15 protein-coding genes and 5 pseudogenes are annotated in these 19,579 nt (G+C 69.2%); 7 read left to right on the top strand and 13 right to left on the bottom strand.

Features of this window, described 5'->3' with window-relative positions:
• Nucleotides 1-34: 34 nt before the first annotated feature.
• From AB0M62_RS23835 to AB0M62_RS23825, 3 genes and pseudogenes are all read left to right on the top strand, one after another.
• Entirely contained in the window at nucleotides 35-1,564 is a 1,530-nt protein-coding gene (locus AB0M62_RS23835; protein ID WP_366076306.1) for an oligosaccharide flippase family protein, read from the top strand.
• A gap of 51 nt (nucleotides 1,565-1,615) precedes the next feature.
• The gene (locus AB0M62_RS23830; protein WP_366076305.1) at nucleotides 1,616-3,157 is read left to right on the top strand and encodes a fibronectin type III domain-containing protein; all 1,542 of its coding nucleotides are present in this window, start codon (nucleotides 1,616-1,618) and stop codon (nucleotides 3,155-3,157) included.
• A pseudogene (locus AB0M62_RS23825) lies at nucleotides 3,151-3,567 on the top strand (adenylyltransferase/cytidyltransferase family protein); the annotation flags it as partial. The gene AB0M62_RS23830 and the pseudogene AB0M62_RS23825, both read left to right, overlap by 7 nt.
• A gap of 60 nt (nucleotides 3,568-3,627) precedes the next feature.
• On the opposite strand, the gene AB0M62_RS23820 reads toward AB0M62_RS23825, so the two are convergent.
• Nucleotides 3,628-4,332, bottom strand: coding sequence for a CDP-alcohol phosphatidyltransferase family protein (locus AB0M62_RS23820; protein WP_366076304.1), 705 nt, complete (start codon nucleotides 4,330-4,332; stop codon nucleotides 3,628-3,630).
• A gap of 42 nt (nucleotides 4,333-4,374) precedes the next feature.
• On the opposite strand from AB0M62_RS23820, the gene AB0M62_RS23815 reads away from it, so the two are divergent.
• Both AB0M62_RS23815 and AB0M62_RS23810 read left to right on the top strand, forming a co-directional pair.
• Nucleotides 4,375-5,841, top strand: coding sequence for a glycosyl hydrolase family 28-related protein (locus AB0M62_RS23815; protein WP_366076303.1), 1,467 nt, complete (start codon nucleotides 4,375-4,377; stop codon nucleotides 5,839-5,841).
• 148 nt (nucleotides 5,842-5,989) lie between these two features.
• Complete coding sequence (locus tag AB0M62_RS23810) at nucleotides 5,990-6,553, top strand: hemerythrin domain-containing protein (protein ID WP_366076302.1); 564 nt, start codon at nucleotides 5,990-5,992, stop codon at nucleotides 6,551-6,553.
• Between the two features lie 306 nt (nucleotides 6,554-6,859).
• Here AB0M62_RS23810 and AB0M62_RS23805 read toward each other — a convergent pair whose 3' ends face one another.
• The 3 genes from AB0M62_RS23805 to AB0M62_RS23795 form a co-directional block, all read right to left on the bottom strand.
• Nucleotides 6,860-7,219 carry a transglycosylase family protein gene (locus AB0M62_RS23805; protein WP_366076301.1) on the bottom strand — a complete coding sequence of 120 codons (360 nt, stop codon included), beginning with the start codon at nucleotides 7,217-7,219 and terminating at the stop codon, nucleotides 6,860-6,862.
• A 541-nt stretch (nucleotides 7,220-7,760) separates the two neighbouring features.
• Nucleotides 7,761-9,197, bottom strand: coding sequence for a rifampin monooxygenase (gene rox / locus AB0M62_RS23800; protein WP_366076378.1), 1,437 nt, complete (start codon nucleotides 9,195-9,197; stop codon nucleotides 7,761-7,763).
• Between the two features lie 558 nt (nucleotides 9,198-9,755).
• Nucleotides 9,756-10,259 (bottom strand): metallophosphoesterase, encoded by a 504-nt coding sequence (locus AB0M62_RS23795; RefSeq protein WP_366076377.1) that lies wholly within the window; start codon nucleotides 10,257-10,259, stop codon nucleotides 9,756-9,758.
• Between the two features lie 38 nt (nucleotides 10,260-10,297).
• Here AB0M62_RS23795 and AB0M62_RS23790 point away from each other — a divergent pair, with 38 nt between their 5' ends.
• On the top strand, nucleotides 10,298-10,516 hold the full coding sequence (locus AB0M62_RS23790) for a hypothetical protein (RefSeq protein ID WP_366076384.1): 219 nt from the start codon (nucleotides 10,298-10,300) through the stop codon (nucleotides 10,514-10,516).
• A gap of 44 nt (nucleotides 10,517-10,560) precedes the next feature.
• Here the strand turns inward: AB0M62_RS23790 and AB0M62_RS23785 are convergent.
• From AB0M62_RS23785 to AB0M62_RS23775, 3 genes and pseudogenes are all read right to left on the bottom strand, one after another.
• Nucleotides 10,561-10,743, bottom strand: a pseudogene (locus AB0M62_RS23785) (glutathione S-transferase); the annotation flags it as partial.
• Nucleotides 10,744-10,878: 135 nt separating this feature from the next.
• Nucleotides 10,879-12,252 carry a deoxyribodipyrimidine photo-lyase gene (locus AB0M62_RS23780; protein WP_366076300.1) on the bottom strand — a complete coding sequence of 458 codons (1,374 nt, stop codon included), beginning with the start codon at nucleotides 12,250-12,252 and terminating at the stop codon, nucleotides 10,879-10,881.
• 71 nt (nucleotides 12,253-12,323) lie between these two features.
• Nucleotides 12,324-13,430: pseudogene (locus tag AB0M62_RS23775) on the bottom strand (SDR family oxidoreductase).
• Between the two features lie 27 nt (nucleotides 13,431-13,457).
• Between AB0M62_RS23775 and AB0M62_RS23770 the strand changes: the two are divergent.
• Nucleotides 13,458-14,398: pseudogene (locus AB0M62_RS23770) on the top strand (ornithine decarboxylase); the annotation flags it as partial.
• A gap of 115 nt (nucleotides 14,399-14,513) precedes the next feature.
• Here AB0M62_RS23770 and AB0M62_RS23765 read toward each other — a convergent pair.
• The 6 genes and pseudogenes from AB0M62_RS23765 to AB0M62_RS23740 all read right to left on the bottom strand — a co-directional run.
• A pseudogene (locus tag AB0M62_RS23765) lies at nucleotides 14,514-14,948 on the bottom strand (M20/M25/M40 family metallo-hydrolase); the annotation flags it as partial.
• Between the two features lie 123 nt (nucleotides 14,949-15,071).
• Nucleotides 15,072-15,350, bottom strand: a complete 279-nt coding sequence (locus tag AB0M62_RS23760) for a GlsB/YeaQ/YmgE family stress response membrane protein (RefSeq protein ID WP_366076299.1) — start codon at nucleotides 15,348-15,350, stop codon at nucleotides 15,072-15,074.
• Nucleotides 15,351-15,513: 163 nt separating this feature from the next.
• Nucleotides 15,514-16,548, bottom strand: coding sequence for a cytochrome d ubiquinol oxidase subunit II (locus tag AB0M62_RS23755; protein ID WP_366076298.1), 1,035 nt, complete (start codon nucleotides 16,546-16,548; stop codon nucleotides 15,514-15,516).
• Between the two features lie 7 nt (nucleotides 16,549-16,555).
• A complete protein-coding gene (locus AB0M62_RS23750) occupies nucleotides 16,556-17,917 on the bottom strand; it encodes a cytochrome ubiquinol oxidase subunit I (RefSeq protein ID WP_366076297.1) in 1,362 nt (453 codons plus the stop codon).
• Between the two features lie 243 nt (nucleotides 17,918-18,160).
• Nucleotides 18,161-18,667 (bottom strand): DUF6328 family protein, encoded by a 507-nt coding sequence (locus AB0M62_RS23745; RefSeq protein ID WP_366076296.1) that lies wholly within the window; start codon nucleotides 18,665-18,667, stop codon nucleotides 18,161-18,163.
• A gap of 116 nt (nucleotides 18,668-18,783) precedes the next feature.
• Nucleotides 18,784-19,419: a hypothetical protein gene (locus AB0M62_RS23740; protein ID WP_366076295.1), complete on the bottom strand. Its 636-nt coding sequence runs from the start codon at nucleotides 19,417-19,419 to the stop codon at nucleotides 18,784-18,786.
• Nucleotides 19,420-19,579: the final 160 nt, after the last annotated feature.

The raw sequence follows: 19,579 nt of genomic DNA, 5'->3' as shown, positions 1-19,579 counted from the left end.
CCCCGCCACTGGCGAGACGGCCACCTCGAGCGGGGTGGCCGCCACCGCACGCGGCGGCTGGTGGGGCTTGCTGGGATCGGGCGCCAACGCGGTCTTCGGCTTCGTCCTGGTCGCTCTGATCACCCGTGTCGCCGGGCCCTACGGGGCGGGGGTGGTGTTCACCGGCGTGGCCGTCTTCACGATCCTGAGCAACGCCTGCAAGCTGGGCGCCGATGCCGGCCTGGTGCGCTTCATCTCACGCGATCTCGCGACGGGTGAAGGGCGCCAGGTTGCGTCGCTGGTGCGCATCGCGGTGGCGCCGGGCACACTGGCCGCCACCGCGGTCGCGGCGATGCTCTTCTCCGTGGCCCCGCTTTCCACAGCCTTGTTTCCCTCGATGGCCCCGGGTGACGCGCGCACGCTCGTCAGGCTCTTCGCGGTGTTCCTTCCGCTGGCCACCGTCTCACTGCTGCTGCTCGGTGCGACGCGCGGCTACGGCACTGTGCTGCCGTTCGTCGGTGTCGAGCAGATCGGGAAACCGGTCCTGCGCGTACTCCTCGCCGTACCGGCCGCACTGCTCGTGCCGGGCGTTCTGACGCTCGCCGCCGCTTGGCTCGTCCCGACCCTGGCCGGGGGGGTGGCCGCCTGGCTCGCCCTGCGCCGCTGTCGCGCAGTGCCTGCCGGAGCTTTGCGGAAGACCCAATTGCCTTTCCCACGGCGGGAGTTCTGGGCATTTGCGGCCCCCCGAGCCGTCTCCACGGTCTTCGACATCAGCGCCGCATGGGTGGGTGTGATCCTTCTGTCGATGCTGGCCACGACGGAAGAGGCGGGCCTCTATACGGCCATCGGCCGCATCATCACCGCGGTGACTCTGCTGCAACTCGCCATCAGACTCGCGGTCGCTCCGCAGATCAGCCGGCTCCTCGCGGTGGGTGAAACCGGCCAGGCGCGCAGCCTGCACCGGATTTCCACCCGCTGGATGGTCCTGTTCACATGGCCGCTGTTCGTGATCGTCGCCTGCTTCCCGGCCACCGTGCTCTCGGTATTCGGAGCTGGATTCGACCAGGGGACGGCCGCCCTGCTCGTCCTGTGCGCGGCCTCGGCGGTCAACATCGCGGTGGGCAATGCCCAGACCGTGCTCCTCATGGCGGGGAAGAGCGTATGGCACCTGGTCGTCACCGGCGCCGCCTTCGCCGTGCATCTGGCTATCGGGCTTTTCGCTGTTCCGCGCTGGGGGGTTGTGGGCGCCGCGGCGTCATGGGGCGCGGCGATCATCGTGGAGAACCTCGTCTCGGCCTGGCTGGTTCATCGTCGTCTCGGCTTCACGACGATCGACGGCGGCTACCTTGCCGCAGTCCGCGTCGGGCTCGGCGTCACCATGGCGCTCGCGGTCCCCGCCCGGTTGCTGGCCGGCGACACGGTGTGGGGACTCGCCGTCGGAATCGCCGTGACACTATGCGTATTTGGTATTAGTTTGTGGCGATATCGCGAGACGTTGGGTCTGAACGACCTCGTCGCCGCATTCCGCAGACGTACTCCGCACCTGCGTCATCACAGACTCCCCGCAGAATCCGGAACGCCGTAGTTCCACCACTGCTCATCGCCATCCCAATTCGCTGCTATGCCCGGGGTTTCCATGCGCCTGAAAAGAGTCACCACCAAAGTCGCCGGTACGGCATGCGCCACAGCCTGCCTCACCGCCACCGCATTCGTCGCCGGGTCCGGCTCCGCGGCGGCGGACGGGACCGCCGTGACCGCGGACCCGATGGCCACCTGGCAGACGAACGGAATCGTCTGGTCGGTCGAATACGCACGCGGCGTCGTCTACGCCGCAGGAACCTTCACCGCGGTCCGTCCGCCGGGCGCAGCGCCCGGCGTGAAGGAACAGCCCCGCAAGAACTTCGCCGCCTTCGACGCCGTAACCGGCGCCCTGCTTCCTTGCGCTCCCACGTTCACCGGTGGGGCGGGCACCGTGCGTGCACTCAAGGCGTCCAGGGACGACTCGGTGCTTTACGTAGGCGGTTCGTTCAGCCGGGTCAATGCCAGCGGCGCGGGCAGCGCCGTCGCGCTGAATACCGCCGACTGCTCGCTGCGCAAGGACTTCAAGCCCGTCGTGTCGGCGACCGTGCGAGCCATCGACGTCACTGACAAGGCGGTCTACCTGGGGGGCGACTTCAAGCGCGTCAATGGCCAGAGCAGGAAACGGGTCGCCGCGTTCAAGCCGACCGGAGCCCTGCTCCCGTTCCGCGCCGACCTGGACCGGACGGTCCGGGCCATCACGGCGGCCGAGAAGTACGGAAAGATCATCGTCGGCGGTGATTTCACCAGAGTCAACGGCAAGCGGGCGCAGGCCCTTGTCGCCCTCCACCCGTCGAGCGGCTCGACGGTACAGAGATACAGAGGCTGGATCCCGCGCGGGTCGGACGTCAAAGCCCTCGCGAACGACGGTACGAGTTTCTACGTGGGAGGCGAAGGAACGGGAAACGGTTCCTTCGACGGGCGCATCGCCGGCAGCCTGGCCACCGGTGCCATGCGGTGGAAGGACTACTGCTTCGGCGCCACCCAGGCTCTCGCCCCCTACAAGGGTGTCCTCTACAGCGGATCGCATGCCCACGACTGCCGCGCCACGCCCGGCGGCTTCCCCGAGCACCACAACCGCCAGCACTTCCTGGCCAACTCGACCGATCACAAGACCATTCAGCACTGGTTCCCCGATACCAACGGGGGGCTGGGGGAGAAACTGGGTCCGAGGTCACTTGTCGTGGCCCGGGGAATTCTGTGGGCCGGTGGCGAATTCACCACCGTCAACGACAAGCCGCAGCAGGGGCTGACCCGCTTCGGCCCGGGTCCCGACATCGAGGCGCCGAAGGTTCCCCAGCTTGATGTCTCCAGCACCAGCGCCACCAGGAACAGGCTGACCTGGCGTGCCTCGTGGGACCGGGACGACGCCTATCTCACGTACAGGATCTACCGCGACGGCGTGCTGCTGACTTCGCTCACGCAGCGATCCGCCCTCTGGAACCGCCCGCAGATGAGCTTCACGGACACGGTGGCCGCGAACAGCCGCCACCAGTACGCGATCAGGGTGACCGACGGGACCAACACCTCGCCACTTTCCGCATCGGTCGCCGGGCGTTCAGCCTCCGCCGAGACAGGAATTGCAGGCCTTTCATGGTAGGAAAACGTGTCGGATTCGCGCCCGGCGTATACGACTTGTTCCACGTGGGACACCTCAACATCCTCCGCGAGGCTCGCGCGCACTGCGACTATCTGATCGCCGGCGTCACCTCCGACGACATGGTGGTCAGGCTGAAAGGACGGCCACCGGTCGTCCCGCTCGTCGAGCGCCTGGAAATCGTGAAGAGTATCCGTTTCGTCGACGAAGCGATCGTGGAGTCACTGTTCGACAAGCTCGAGACGTGGAAGTGCGTCGGATTCGATGTCATCTTCAAGGGAGACGACTGGCGGGGCACGGACGTGTGGACTACGTACGAGAACAGGTTCGGGAAGGTCGGCGTAGAGGTCGTCTACTTCCCCTACACGGTGCATACGTCGAGCACGCTGCTGCGCAGCGCGCTCAACCTGCTCACCTCGTCCTCGCCCTCGTCAGAGCCCGTGCCCGCTCCCGCTGCCGTCGGAGTCGGCGGCTCAGGACAGCTCCCGGAACCACTTCACAAGGAAGGCGGCCATGAAGAGCACGTGAGCAACGAGCAGCGCGCTGTAAAGGCCGAGGAACAGATCCTGGCTGCCAAGGAATAGGAACATCACGCAGACCATCCCGTAGTCGACGGGGAGAAGGAGCAGCGACCGCAGCGCCGGGGGCGGTGTCGATGGAACCGCTGTCCGCTCAGTCCTCCTCTTCAGCTGCTCCGTCAGGATCCCGGCGAAGAAGATGACGACGGCCGCCAGCTGGAAGGCCATCGGGGCAAGCAGGAAGAGTGGATCGGGCAGGTCGAAGAAGCGGTAGAACGAGATCAGCACCACCAGGTGCAGGGTCACGATCTTGGCGCAGTCGAGAACGTGGTCCAGCCACTCTCCCGAGACGCTTCCCGCCCGTCGGCTCCGCGCCAGCTGCCCGTCGGCCGAGTCCAGCGCGAACCCCACGATCAGGGCGGCGCATACCCAGAACGCCATGGCCGGCCCGGGCCGGAGCAGCGCGACGGCCAGCAGTGCCGGAAAAGTGAACAGGGCGCCCAGCGCCGTCACTTGATTGGGAGTCGCTCCGACCCGGTACGCCAGAGCGGCGAGCAGGCGACCCGCCGGGCGGTTGACGTACCGCGTGTAGACCGAGACCCCCTTCGCGGACTTCTGCGCCGTCGACAGCAGCCTGAGAGCTTCAGCGAAATCGCTCACTTTGTCCCTGTTCTTTGTGAGATGGCAGGAAAGGAATGAATTATGGCAGACAGGGACGGTGGGGCACCCGGAGCCAGCCGTAGAAATCTCCTGCGTGGCGGGGCAGTACTTGCCGGCGCGACGGTGCTCTCGAACAGTGCGCCGGCGGCCGCGGCGCCGGGCCCGGACGGGACGGGCCGAAAGGTCCTGAACCATGCCGGCCAGGATCGGGGCTTTCCCTTCTGGACGCCGTCCGTGGTGAACATGGTCGCGGACTTCGGGGCCAGGGGCGACGGAGTGACGGACGACACCCGGGCGTTCGAACTGGCCTACCGGTACGCGGCCTCACGGGTAAGGGACGGCATCGGCCGCACCGTCATCGACATCCCCGCCGGCAAGTTCCTCGTCAAGCGCCCGCATGCGCTGCTCAACGGCACAGCTCCGCCCCGCCCGGCGAACGGCCTGCGCTTCCGGGGCGCCGGAAAGCGCATGACGCAGATCGTCTTTCAGCCGGAGACGGGCCCGGGCTCGTACCTGTGCCGGAACGAGGACGTCTGGGCCAACGTGATGTTCGAGCACATGCAGTTCCGCTCGGCCACTCCGGGCGCGTCGTTCTTCTACTCGTACTCGACCGGTCTGGCGCAGGACTACCGGTTCTCCGAATGCGAGTGGATGGGCGAGTGGGAGTACGGGGTCGCCCTGGACGGGGTCGACACCAACTCCGAGATGCGCTGGGACGCCTGCCGGGTCGGCGGTTCCTACCGCAAGGCCTTCCTGTACTCGGGCCTGTCGAAGCGCACTCCGGACCCGCAGCGGCAGGACCAGTTCCTCAACTACTGGTTCAACGACATGAAGGTCGAATACGAGTGGGGGAACTTCCTGGAGTTTCCCTACGGCGGCTCGATCACATGCCGCGGGGGGTCGTATCTCATCACCGGCAGACGCCCCGTCGACACTCCCGAGTACGGCAGGAGCAGTACCTTCTTCCGCTTCCCCCAGGGGCAGCACCACGACTCCGTGCAGCGTTTCCACGCGGCGGACATCCGCTTCGAAGTACGCGACCCCGAAGTGCTGGTCATCGACTGCTCGTGGAAGGGCGGAACCGTCCGCTTCAGTGACTGCGACGACACCGCTCAGGCGTTCAAGGACTTCTCCGGGGAGGTCCGCCCGCATCGCTACGCCATCGGTGCGCGGGGCCCGCTGATCCGCTACGACTCCTGCCAGCTGGTCGGCCGCCACGAGTACCGGACGTCCGCTCCGACCGAGAGCATCCCGAAGGTCGCGCGCTACGACATGTGTCTGATCCGGAGCCACACGGCCGTTGACTTCGCGGTCCTCGACAACGCGATTCCCGAGGGCGTGGTCACGTTCGTCGACTGCATCGACGAGCTGAACAGCGCGGCCGCGCAGGTGCCGACGCCCACGCCCGCCCCGGCACCGAGCCAGACGTCCGACCCGGCGGCCGGAGCGTCGACCGCCATTCCGGCTCCGGCTGTGCCGGCACCCGGCCTGACCGCCCCGGTGGGGTAGCCCCCGCCGCTCCCGCAGCCCAGCGACGCCCCTGCCGCTGCTGGGTCGTGTGGGCGAGCTGCGGCCGGGCACACGCGTGTCGCGAGGGCCGCCAAGGAAGGCTCTGAGACGGTCAGCACAGCAGACCCGGAGAGAGGACCACTCAGACATGGGACACGGCGGAAATGTGATCGAGGAGCTGACGGCGGACCACCGCGAGGTGGAAGAGCTGTTCGCGAAGATCGAGGGCCGGCCGGTCGGCGATCCGAAGCGCCGCGAGCTGGCGGATGAGCTGACGATGGAGCTGGTGAGGCACTCGGTCGCCGAGGAGGAACACCTCTACCCGGCGGTGCGCCGGTACGTGGACGACGGCGACGACATGGCCGACAAGGAGATCGCCGACCACAGCAGGGTCGAGCGCATGCTCAAGGACCTCGAGGACTGCCGGCCTGACGACCCCAAGTTCGACACTCTGGTCCGGCAGGTGAAGGCCGCGGTCACCGAGCATGTTGCCGACGAAGAGCAACGGCTGTTCGTCCTGCTGGCCGAGTCATGTTCCGCCGAGGTTCTTCAGCAGCTCGGCGAGAAGGTGCGCGCAGCCAAGGAGTCCGCCCCCACCCGCCCGCACCCCTGGGCCCCGGACACGCCTCCGGCCAACAGGCTGCTCGCGCCCGGCCTCGGGATGGTGGACCGGGCCCGCGACATGCTGACCGGCCGCGGCATGCAGGGCTGAGGACTCTCCAGGCGCCCGCCCGGTCCCGTTGGGGTTCCTCACCGGCGGTCCCGCGTGGCGGGGACGTGAGAGGGCGCCGGCCGGTTGCCGTCCCGTGTCCGGAGCACCCGGTGCGCCGGTACGGGCCGGCACCGGCCGTTCCTGTACGCCACCCGCCGGGTACGGCGCGATGGCCGCCGCTCTCTCGCACGTGCAGGCACGCCAGGTGGTGGCTGCCCCGCGTTTGCCGGCTGACGAGCACGCAGCTTCCGGCCGAGGATGCGACTCCCGCCCCGCTACGTGCCCCGTCAGCCCCGGTTCTTCCTGTCAGGCACAGCCCCAGGCACCCATGCCCTGAATCGCGGCGAGTCTCTTGGCCACCTTGATCTGCTCGGTCCGCGTGGCCAGGTCCGCGCGCGGCGCGTACTTCCGGCCTCCGGCAGCCAGCCAGCTCGACTGCTTGAACTGCAGGCCGCCGTAGTGGCCGTTACCGGTGTTCGCCCGCCAGTTGCCACTGGACTCGCATCGGGCGATGGCGTCCCAGTCGACGCGCGGATCTGCGTACGGAGTGGCGGCGAAGGCGCCGGACGGACCGGTCATCAGCGGGACGGCTGCGGCGAGGACGACGGCGCCCATGGCCGTACCGATACGCCTCATGGGGGTCCCGGCGGTTTTGTGACGCGTCATCGTGATCCTTTGATCGGAAGAGCTGACTGTGACGATGCGTCAGTTGAACACGATGGAGGAGCCGCTCGGCGAACGCGGCGCGTAGGTTGCGCCCATCGGGTGTCAGTCCCGCCCGCAGAGGGCGGTGGCGCAGCAGGGGCACCCGACTTCACCGGCGCCGCTGCGCACGGCCGCCAGACGCTTGCCCAACCGGAGATCCATACGCGACTGCCGTTCTCCCCGTTCCGCCCGGTGTACTCGGACACCACGACGGCGTACAGCCCCATGCTGCGCAGAACCGGGGATCAGAAACGGGCGCTGTACGGCAACCATGTCCACGATCGCATGACGGGAAGTCAGTAGGGTTCGACCGCAGACGAAGGGGTGCTCAACGTGGCAATCACGAACATCTTTGCGGTCCTGCGTCTTGTTGGGGTTGGCCTACTTCGCGGGGGCTTCGAGCTGGCGGCGTACGGCACCATGCGGTACCCGGCCGCGCACGTGGCAGCAGCGCACGACCGGCGCGATCAAAGCCCCACCCTTTCCGGCCACAACTGCGCGCTCAGATGACGGCAGCGCCGAACCACTGTGGCAGCTGGCTCAGCAGATCCTGCTGATCTTCACCGACCCACGCCACGTGGCCGTCCGGCCGCAGCAGCACCGCGGGCGCGTCGAGTTCCTCGCTGACGTCGACGACGTGGTCGACCCGATCTGCCCAACCTGCCACCGTAAGCCGGCCGGTCTGGTCGAGCAGTAGTCCGCGGCCGCCCTGCATCAGCTCGTAGAGGCGACCCCGCTTCAGCTTCACGTCCCGCAGCCGCCGGCCGAGCAGTTCGTGGCCCTCGCCGAAGTCGTAGCGGACCCCGACCGCGGTGATGATCTCGGTCACGTACCGGTTCACCTCCTCGAAGTCCATCAGCTTCGAGAACAGCTCCCGCAGTGCGGTAGCACCCGGATCGGTCCCCAGCAGGGTGATCTGCGCGCGGGTGTTGTCCAGCACGGCGGCGCCCACCGGGTGCCGTTCGGCGTGGTAGCTGTCCAGCAGCCCCTCCGGTGCCCAGCCGTTGGCCGCGGCGGCCAGCTTCCAGCCGAGGTTGAACGCGTCCTGGACGCCGAGGTTGAGGCCCTGCCCGCCGGTCGGCGGGTGGATGTGCGCCGCGTCGCCGGCCAGCAGCACCCGTCCGACCCGGTAGCGCTCGGCCTGCCGGGTGGCGTCGCCGAACCGGGAGAGCCAGCGCGGCGAGTGCGCGCCGAAGTCGGTGCCCGCGAACGCCCGCAGCCGCTGCTTGAACTCCTCGAGGGTCGGCGCGGTCGTACGGTGCTCGGCCACTTTGCCGGCGGGCACGACGATGCGGTACACCCCCTCGTTCCCGTCCACGTTGGGAATGGCGCCGAACCGCAGTTGGGTCTTGCGGACTTCCGCGACGATGGCGGCAACCGTCGCCGGATCCTCGGTCACCTCCATATCACCCAGCAGCGTCTCGACCGTGGCGGGCTCGCCGGGGAAACCGACGCCGAGCCGCTTGCGCACCGCACTGCGGCCGCCGTCGCACCCGACGAGGTAGCGCGAGCGCAGGTGCGTAAGGTCCGCCAGCTCGACGATCACTCCGTCATCGTCCTGGCTCAGCCCGACCACTTCGCAGCCGCGCCGGATCTCGGCACCGAGTTCGAGGGCACGCTCGTCGAGCAGCCGCTCGGTGACCGGCTGCGGGGTGGCGAGGCCGTACGGGTGAGCCGTGTCCAACCGGTCCGGCCACGGCTTGTGGATGCCGCCGAAGAAGCCGCCGATCTGGAACTTCTCACTGACCGCGAGGAACCGGTCCAGCAGGCCGCGCTGGTCCATCATCTCGACGCTGCGCGCGTGCAGGCCGCGCCCGCGGGACTGCCCGGTCGGCTCGGTCAGCTTCTCCAGCACGACCACGTGCACGCCGTGCAGCCGCAACTCGCTGGCCAGCATCAAGCCGGTCGGTCCGCCGCCGACCACGATCACGTCAATCATCAAAACGCCCATTCGACGCAGTTGGATTTCGGCCAGCCGCTCCGCGCAGTACGGCGGCACGCACACCCGCACCTCCGCGTCGAGTCCCCGCAACCGCACCGCGAGTCCCACCGGCGGTTCGACGTCCCGCGCAACCCATACGTCGACAACAGCACACGCACTTGGCGAAGCTGCCATTTCCGCAGGTTCTGGCCTTGGCCGGCCATTCTGCGGCACGACGCGGGTCTTGCCGCAAGGCCCCCGGTGCGCTATATGTTGAGAGCGGCAAGGAGTGGGTAACCTCCTTGCCTTTGCCTTCTGTCGTCCCCTGTGGACGGACAAGCCCCTCTCGAAGCGGTGACGCGCCACGTACGGCGGCACCGACGACGGGACCAGCGTCACCGTTCGTCTGCGCGACCCGCCCTTTCCGCTCCCCAAGCCCGTCGCCGACTTGATGTGGGCCTGCCTCGGATCACATCAGCATGTGCCTTACGCCAGCAGCAGGACCTCCCGATGGCTCTTCCCCGGCCGTCAGGCGGGGCAAGCGATGAATCGACGAGCCTGCAAGCGCCCGGCCTGTCAGCGGCGCGGCTGGAGTTGGTGGAGGCGCACCTCGGTCATTTGGCCGTCCGCCGCTACGGCGGTCATGTAGGTGCAGTACGGCTGGCGCCGCCGGTCCGTGGGGGAGCCGGGGTTGAGGAGCCGCAGGCCACCTGAAGCGGTGCTGTCCCAGGGGATGTGACTGTGACCGAACACCAGGACATCGAGGTCGGGGAACCGGGCGGCGCACCGACGTTCGCGACCCTCGGCCGGGCCGGTCTCATGGACCACGCCGAACCGCAGACCACCCAGCTGCGCCCGGGCCACTTCGGGGAGCCGGGCCTGCAGATCGGGGCCGTCGTTGTTTCCGTGGACCGCGATCAGGCGCGGTGCCAGAGCGTGCAGCAGGTCGAGGGTGTCCGTGTCCACCCAGTCACCGGCGTGGAGCACCACGTCGACCTGCTGGATCCGCTGCAGAACTTCCTCGGGAAGATGCCTGGCGCGCTTGGGCACGTGCGTGTCGGAGAGCAACAGCAGTCGCACGGCGTCATGGTCAACGGTGCGCTTCATGGTGTGGCTCCGTGGCTGTTCGTGGATCCCGGGACGTGCTGCGGCTGCCCGTCCGCCCGAGGGACAAACAACTCGGGTGGGCCGACGCGGACCGTACCTCGGTGAGCCGCGCGGACCGTACTCCCCTCAGCCCTGGTGCGCAGGTGCTCGTCGAGGCGTTCGTACTGCTCGGCGGCGCAGTCCTCCATGCCGGTGGCCAGGGCGGCGTCACGGATCTCACGATCTCCTGATCGTCCGGTGCGGTCTGGCCCCATCGCCAGGCACCACCCGGTCGCAGGTCGATGTCGCGGACGGTCGTCTCCATCGATCGGAGGCCGTACCAGTTCCGGACATGCTCGGGCTTCGTCCATGCCTCGAAGACAAGGGGGCGCGCCGCGTCGAAGACGCGGGTGATGACGAGTTCGCGGTCCGAAGGCGTGGTCAGCGTCGTGGGGTGCTCACTTGCTTTCGCGGTCATTGCTGCGCTACCTGTCTGAGCGGCCCGGCCTGGAGTTGGCAGGGCCGGTACTGGGCGTCACGCCCCCCCTGCGGCGCGGGGACGTCAGGACACCGGCGGGCTCCGGTCCCGCTCCAGGGTGCCGGTGGCGACCCCTCAGTGGGTGGCGCGGGCGCGCTTGAAGCGGGCCAGCCCTTCCGTCAGTGCGACCAGCGGCTCGGGGTAGTCGTACTGGGCCCGCTCGAAGCCCTGGAGTTTCCACGGCTCGTGAACGTACGCCCCTTCGAGGCCTTCGAGTTCCGGCACCCAGCGCCGGACGTAGGCGCCGTCCGGGTCGTACCGCTTTCCCTGGAGCACGGGGTTGAGCACCCGGTTGGGGCGGGTGTCCGTGCCCGTCCCGGCCGACCACTGCCAGTTCATCTGATTGTTGGCGATGTCGCCGTCCACCAGCAGCTCGAGGAAGTGCCGGGCCCCGATGCGCCAGTCCACGTACAGCGTCTTGGTGAGGAAGCCGGCCGTCAGCAGACGACCGCGGTTGTGCATCCAGCCCTCGTACCGCAGTTGGCGCATCGCGGCGTCGACGACGGGATAGCCGGTCCGGCCCTCTTCCCAGGCCTCGATGTCTTCCGCCGCCGCGCGCTCGGCCCGCCACTGGTCGCGATGGCCGCGGTAGTCGGCGGCGGCGGCCTGCGGCCGGGCCGCCAGGACCTGGTAGTAGAAGTCCCGCCAGCACAACTGCCGCACGAAGGCCTCGGCGCCCGGCCCGCCGGACGTACGTGCCCGGTGGACGAGTTCGACCGGGGAGAGGGTGCCGAAGTGCAGGTGGGGCGAGAGCCGGGAGGTCGCGTCACCCGCCAGATCGTCGTGGCGCTCCGCATAGTCCGCCAAGCCGTTGAGCTGCCAGGTCTGCAACCGCATCCGGCCCTCGGATTCCCCACCGGCGGCAAGGCCCTCCGACACGCCGGCCACGTCCTTGCGGGGCGTGATCTCCTCCGAGCCGATCCCGTCTGGCACCCGCACCGTGCGCGGTGCCTTGTGCACCCCCCGCGTGTGCAGCTCCGACCAGCGCCGGAAGTACGGAGTGAAGACCGCGAAGTGGTCGGACCCTGCCGGGGTCACCTCGCCCGGTGCCACGGCGGTCACGACCGTGTCATGGACGTGCAGACGCCGGCCGGTGGCTTCCAGCGCCGCCCGCAGACGCGCCTCGCGCCGCTGGGCGTACCCGCTGACTCCGGCAGCCGTATGCACGTCCACGGCATCCGCCTCGCTGACGGTCCTGCAGACCTGGTCGACGACATCGCCCGAGCGCACGACGAGCCGACCGCCCCTGTCGCGCAGTGCCGCGTCGAGATCGGCGAGGCAGTCGGCGAGGAAGGCCCGGCGGTTGGGGGCGGCGAAGCCGGCGGAGCGGATGCCGTCGTCGTGCACGAACAGGGGCACCACCTCGTCACCGGAGGCGAGAGCCGCGCGCAGCGAAGGGTTGTCGTGCAGACGAAGGTCGGAGGTGAAAAGGACGACCGAGACGTTCATGGCGCCACTCCTGGTCGGGATGGAAGGCGATACGCATTGTTCCGCTCAGGACGGCTGCGCGGATGCGGTGGTCAACGCGACGCCGGGTGCTTTCCCCTGTCCGTCGGCATGCCTTCGGCGGCGGCCTGGGCGATGTTGCGGGCCATGCCGCCGAACACCACAGAATGGAACGGTGACACGCTCCACCAGTACGCGTGCCCGAGCAGTCCGCGCGGATGGAACAGCGCCCGCTGCCGGAAGCGGGTCCGGCCTGTGTCGTCCTCGTCGGCGTACATCTCCAGCCAGGCCAGGCCCGGAAGACGCATCTCGGCGCGTAGCCGCAGCAGCCGGCCGGGTTCGATCTCGTCGACCCGCCAGAAGTCGAGTGAGTCGCCGACTCTGAGCCGGGCCGCGTCCCGGCGCCCGACGGCGTAGTCCGACGCCGCCCACGAACCGGTCCAGCCATCCGCGCACGGCCCAGGCGAGCGGGAACGAGTAGCAGCCGTTGTCGCCTCCGATGCCTTCGATCACGCGCCACAGCGCTCCGGGCGGCGCGTCGACCGGCAGCTCCCGCAGGTCGGTGTAGAGACTGCCGCCGCAGCCCGGCCACGTGCGCGTACTGGCGCATCATGTCCAGATAGGTGATGACGTCCGGGCCGCCGATGTCGAGGGTGCGATTCACGCCCGCGGGCATCCGCGCGCTGCCGACGAGGTACCGCAGGACGTCGCGGACGCCGATCGGCTGGATCCGGGTGCGCACCAGCTCGGCGTAACCATGACCGGCAAGCGCTCGGTGAGGTACCGCAGCATCTCGAAGGACGCCGAGCCGAAGCCGATGATGACGGCGGCGCGCAGCACCGTGGTCGGCACCCCCGAATCCAGCAGGATCCGGCCCACCTCGGTACGGGAGCGCAGGTGCGGCGACAGTTGCCGGTCCGGGACCCCTGCGGGCGTGAGACCACCGAGGTAGACGATGCGCCGTACGCCCGCCCGACGAGCGTGCCGGGCGAAGATCCGCGCGGCCCTGCGGTCGGTCTCCTCGAAACCCGAGCCGCTGCCCAGAGCTTGCCGGGGGAGCGGGACAGGCAGCGTACCCGGTGACCGTCACCGAGGAGCTCGGGAACCAGCCGTCCGCCGATGTAGCCCGTCGCCCCGGTCACCAGGCAGTGCAGCCCCGGCCCTGAGTCGTCGGTCGCCATGTGCCCTTCCCTTTCGTCGGTCGCATTTTCTCGACCTGCGGCAGCTCTCTCTCGGTCAAGTCGGCGATGCTGTCGGTGGCGGGCCCCCACGAGAAGCTGCTGGTGGGGCGGGACGCGCACAAGTCCGTGGTGTCGGGCCTCATCCTTGCCGGCATCCGGCCCATCTGGGTCGAGCGGCGATGGGACGGGGAACGTCACCTGGCCCACCCGCCGTCCGCCGCCGCCTTCGAAACTGCGTTCGCCGAGCATCCGGACGCCCGGGCGCCTTGGTGACCACTCCGACCCCGTACGGCACCTGCTCGGATCTCGGCGCGATCGCGACGGTCTGCCACAACCGGGGGAAGCCGCTCATCGTGGACGAGGCGTGGGGCGAAGGGCGTGCGGTCCCCCGGATCGCCGAGATCGACGGCATTCACGTGCACGAACGGGACGACTTCTGCGGGCCCGGCGCGGCGGCCGACCTGGATCCGCTCCAGATCATCGTCGACATCACCGCCCTTGGCACGACCGGTTACCAGGCAGCCGACTGGCTGCGCGAGCACCACCAGATCAACATGCACCTCTCCGACCACCGCCGGATCAGTGCCCAGTTGACCCACGCCGACGACGAGAAGACCGCGGACGTCCTCCTGGCGGCGCTCCGGGACGTGGCCGCTCACGTCAGTGATCTGCGACCTGCGCGGGAGGTCGAGGTCCCCGGCTCCGCGCAGCTGAGCCTGGAGCAGGTGCTGCTGCCGCGGGACGCGTTCTTCGGCCGGACCGAACAGGTTTCGTGGGAGTCGGCAGCGGGCCGGATCACCGCGGAGATGCTTACCCCGTATCCCCCCGGCATCCCGGTCGCAGTGCCTGGTGAGCGCCTCAACGCGGAGGTCGTGCGCTATCTGCGCACCGGAGTCGACGCCGGGATGGTCGTGCCCGATGCGGCCGACACCGAGGTGAAGACCGTTCGCGTCTCCCTGGAGGACTGACCGGAGGACTGAAGCTCACTCGCGGGCGCGCCCCCACGTCGGCTGCGGTACAGGCCAGCGCTTCCGCCGACGCGAGCATGGCCCGCCGGCCCGACGTGCTCGCGGCCGCCGCGGCGCCCTGTACGTGGGAACCGGACGGCAGCCGCCCGCCCAGTACGGCGAGAGTGTGGAACAGCTGGAGGAGCGCGGCGAGCGCGTCGATCCCTTCCGTGGGGTTTCCGGTGGGATGCGCCGCCCGGCCGTGGAGCCCCACGCGCACCTGAACCTGCGCGGTCAACGGCGCCCACGACCGGCTGTGGACGCCCGGGTGGAACATCAGAGCCGCGTCCACCCCGTCGAACACACCGGCGTCGACTTCGGTGACCTTGCCGCCACCGCCCTCCTCGGCAGGAGTACCCACGGCCAGCAGCGTTCCGTCGACCTCTCCCGGCGCGCTGCGCACGGCCAGCGCCGCGCCGAGGCCGGCCGAGGCGATCAGGTTGTGCCCACACGCGTGCCCGAGTTCGGGGAGGGCGTCGTACTCCAGCAGGAGCGCGACGCACGGCCCGCCGGCGTGTCCGACCGAGGCGCGTGCCTCGGTCGGACACACCTGTACGGCCCCACCCCTTGAAGGGAGCAGGGCCGTACAGGGTCGGCGTTTCGTCATCACGCACGCATCCGTGCTCGCCGTCGGTCAGGCGTGGCGGTGAGAGGACCTGTTGCCGGTGACGAGCCGGTACAGGATCAGCAGGATGAGCGAGCCAACGATGGCGGCGACCCAGGTGGAGAGGTCGAAGAAGCCGTCGATGGAATCGACACCGAAGATGACCTTGCCGAGCCAGCCACCGAGGAGCCCACCCGCAATTCCGATGAGCATGGTGATGATGATCCCGCCGGGGTCCCGGCCGGGCATCAGTGTCTTGGCGATGATGCCCGCCAGAAGACCGATGAGTATCCAAGCGATGATGCCCATGTGTGGCTCCTCCTGCCTCGAAGTGCATGACTTCTTCCAGTCACCGTGTGCGCGGTGACGGAGCTTTCAAACCTGGCCGGCAGAAACTTGCGTGACTTCGGAGGGCAGCCGTCCCGGGCCGTCGAGCACGCGGGCCGTCGACAACGCGGCCGACGCCGGGGCGTCACTGCCCGGTGGGGGAGGTGGGCTGCTCCTTCGAGGCTGTGCGGTCACGCTGGAACGTGGCGTAGAGCCACCACAGTGACGGCAGGAGCAGCAGGGCGCCGACCCCCAGCGCACCGAGACTGGCGCTCAGTACGGTGTCCGTCGCCGCCGCCTCCTCGAGCGTCGTCCCGGGCAGCAGTACCGGGTACTGGCCGACCCCCCACCCCCACAGCAGCCCGGCCACCGCAAGCGCGGCGGTGAGCCGCACCGCCAGATAGAGACGGCCCCAGAGCAGCAGAGCCAGCGACACCACACCCGCGCTCACCGAGAGCACCAGCAACGGCAGGGCGGACCCGGACGTGAGCTTGTCGTACAACGGCGGCGAGTCGGCTCGCAGTACGAGCAGACCCAGCGCCGACATCAGACCGACGAACAGCCCCGCGCTCAGTGCGCGGCGCCGGAACGCCTCCGTGAGGTCCGAATCACCCTCGCGCTGGGCGTCCCGGGTGAGGTACACCGCAGCCAGATAGGCGGCGGTCCCCACCGCCAGCACCCCGCTGACCAGCGACGTGGGGTTGAGCCAGCTACTGACCAGATCGCCCGCCGCGATGCCCGGAGGCACCCGTCCGGAGGCGATCGCGCCGGCCACGGTCCCCAGAAAGAAGGGTGTGACCACCGAGGAGAAGGCGAAGGTGGCGCCGAAAAGGCGTTGTTGCCACGGTTCGCGGCTGACCTTCCGGAAGGCGAACGCCGCACCCCTGGCGATGATGCCGAGCGCCACGGCGGTCAGCGGAATGTACAGGGTGGAGGCGATCGCGGCGAAGACCGGCGGAATCCCCGTCCACGTGAGCACGATCACGAAAATCAGCCAGACATGGTTGGCCTCCCACACCGGGCCGATGGAGTGCTCGACCAGTGCGCGCTGGCTCCGGCCGTGCTCCGTGCCCCCAGCCAGCAGATCCCACACTCCGCCCCCGAAATCGGCGCCCGCGAAGAGTACGTAGGCGGTCATGCCGATCCACAGCACGGTCAGCATGATCTCCGGCAGGTGCATTGTGTCCTCAGATGACTTTGTAGTCGGTGACGTCGCGCTCCTGCGGGGCGACAGGGACGGGCTCGTCGCGCGCCAGGCGCCGCAGGACGTACACGGTGGCCACCGTCAGCACCGCGTAGACCAACGCCACCAGGACGAACCCGTAGACCAGCCCCGGCGCGGGGTTGACCGCCTCGGAGGTCCGCATCACCCCGTAGACGATCCACGGCTGGCGTCCCACCTCGGTGACGGTCCATCCGGCCTCCAGTGCGAGGACCGCGGCCACCCCGGACAGGGCCGAGGCCCGAAGGAACCACGGTGAGCGGGGCAGCTCGCGGTGGCGCCGCCAGGCCCAGGCAGCCCATACGACCAGGGCCAGGAGTCCGACGCCCAGCCCCACCATGATCTGGAACGCCCAGTGGGTGATGTTGACCGGCGGGCGATCCGCTTCTGGCACGTTCTCCAGCCCTACGATCTCCGCATTCGGACTCCAATGCGCCAGCAGCGACAGTCCGTTGGGAATTTCCAGCGCATAACGGAGTTCGCCACCGACCGCGAACCCGCCGAGGTGCAGGGGAGCGCCGCGTTCAGTGTGGAAGACACCTTCCATGGCGGCGAGTTTGACGGGCTGGTTCTCCGCCACGAAATGCGCGGCCCAGTCCCCGACGCCGATCTGCACGGGCGTGATGAGCGCGGCGACGGTGAAGGGCAGCAGGAACCCCAGGCGGTGGTAGCGGTCCCGCCTTCCCCGCAGCATCGCCACCGCGTACACGCCGGCCATCAGGAACCCGGCCACCATGAAGGCGGCCAGGATCATGTGGACGGTCTGCGGGGGAGTGGCCGGATTGAACATGGCCGCCCACGGGTCGACCGCGACGATCTGCCCGTTCTCCGTGTCGAAACCGGTCGGCACCTGCATCCAGGCGTTCGCGGTGACGACGAAGAACGCGCTGGCCACCCCGGCCACCACGATGGGAAGCCCGGACAGCATGTGCGGCACCGGCGGCAACCGGTCCCATGCGTAGAGGTAGATACCCAGGAAGATCGCCTCGACGAAGAACGCGATGCCCTCCAGCGAGAACGGCAGGCCGATGACCTCGCCGTACGTGCCCATCAGCCCCGGCCAGAGCAGGCCCATCTCGAACGACAGAATGGTGCCCGACACCGCCCCCACCGCGAACAGCACGCCCATCGCCCGGGCCCAGCGCCGGGCCAGCAGCCGGTAGTACACATCACCCGTACGGTGGCCGCGCCACTCGGCGATCAACGTGATGGCGGGCATGCCCACGCCCAGGCAGGCGAGGACGATGTGCCAGCCGAGCGACAAAGCCATCTGCATCCGTGCGGCTGCCAGGTCCGGCTCCCCGAACGCCGCGAGCACCGGCGTCATGAGCATCACGAGCGCTTGCCGAGCGGTGCGGCCTGGACGGCGGGTGGCATCGGTCTCCCCGGTTCTGCTCGGCTGCGGGACGGAGTACGGCATTCCGTGCCGCGTGCGCTGGAGCCCGGACGCGACCGCACCAACTGTGGGCCAGAAGGAGCGCCGCCGACCGTAACGCCGTCCGGGTGGCGGCCGAACACCACCCGGCTGCCGCAATCGTCGCGGCCGCACCTGCCGCGACCACGAGGATCCTCAGCTCTGTGAGGTCAGCCGGTAACGGGCCCACAGGGGCAGGGCGAACCAGCAGAGCACGTACCAGGCGACCACCGCGGAGACCAGCCACGGCACGAATCCGTTGTGCGTGGCGGCCCGGAGAACCAGGAAGAGAGCGGAAGTCAGGGTCGCGAGAAGGAGGATGATTCCGGTGAAGGTGAGCCGGGAGGCCCATACAACTGCCTGAGGCTTGATCCGGCGTCCGGACACGATCCGGTGGAACGCCACCGGCCCGATCAACGCCCCTGTTGCGAGCGCGCCGAGCACTACGGTGACGATGTAGGTGTTCTTGTCCGTCTGCCCCAGCCCTTGGAAGTGCGGAGTGAACACGACGGTGAGCAGGAAGCCGAAGAGGATCTGAACTCCGGTCTGGGTCACGCGTATTTCCTGGATGAGCTCCTGCCAGCGCCGATCGGCTCGCTCGTCCTCGGTCTCCTCCCGGCCCTCGTTCGGTCTGGCGACGGCGTTCTGTTCGCTGCTGGTCACTCTGTCCTCCAGTGGACGTACGGATGTTGGGCCTTTACCCGGACATCGAAGGAGCAGGCCTCCGGTATGAGTGGGAAGGTCCCCCGCAACAACAGGGACGCGACAACAGGGCCGCATCAAAGGGCGCATCGAAGGGGAGGGCCCCTGCGCAGCTCGACCGTGGTCGTGACACGTACGAGGGCGGGACTGCGGGGGACCGAACCGAACCCGAAACGTACGGGCGGGTCGACGGGGGCGAGTGCGCCGAGGTCGGTTCCCCCGAAGGTGGCGGTGGCCGTGGTGACCGGCCACAGGTCCAGAGCGCCGTACCACTCACGGCGGTCGGGACCGGCGCTGCCCCGGGTTCGTACACCGTGCAGCAGCCGGGCGGGGCGGTCCAGCACGGCGGCCCAGGCCGGCCGGGCGGCGAGCGGACCGGGTACGGCGCGAAGCAGCAGGCCCAGAGTGCCGCGCCTGCCGACGGTGAATTGCACTGCCAGCGCACCGGCCTCGACGGTCCAGGACGTGGTTTCCGCGCGGCGCACCCTCACCGGTACGACCTGAATGCGATCGAAGGCATACGTATCGCCGACGAACTCCGCGATCGACCGGGTGGGTGCGAGCAGGAGACGTTCACCGGTGGCCCGCTCGAGCATCACGTCGCTGAACGGGCCGAACGGCGACCGCGGCCAGTGCCCGAGCACCAGCCGGGTGCCGGAGGACGTCCCGATACCCGCGATCCAGCCGTCGAACTGCAGTCGCTGGCCCTTCACAGCGGCCGGGTGCCCGCTCAGACCCGGAAAATGCGCGGCGCCGGCGGTCGCCGGTTCCAGGCCTCCTCGGTGGCCGGTCACGCCCGGTCGGCGGTCACTCCTCCGATCGACCCGAGGGGAGGGCCGACCCGACGGGGCCGGTCCCGCCCGGGCTCCCCAC

The organism is Streptomyces sp. NPDC051219 (assembly GCF_040682335.1).
Taxonomy (GTDB): Bacteria; Actinomycetota; Actinomycetes; order Streptomycetales; family Streptomycetaceae; genus Streptomyces.
This window is presented reverse-complemented; position numbering and strand designations above follow the sequence as displayed.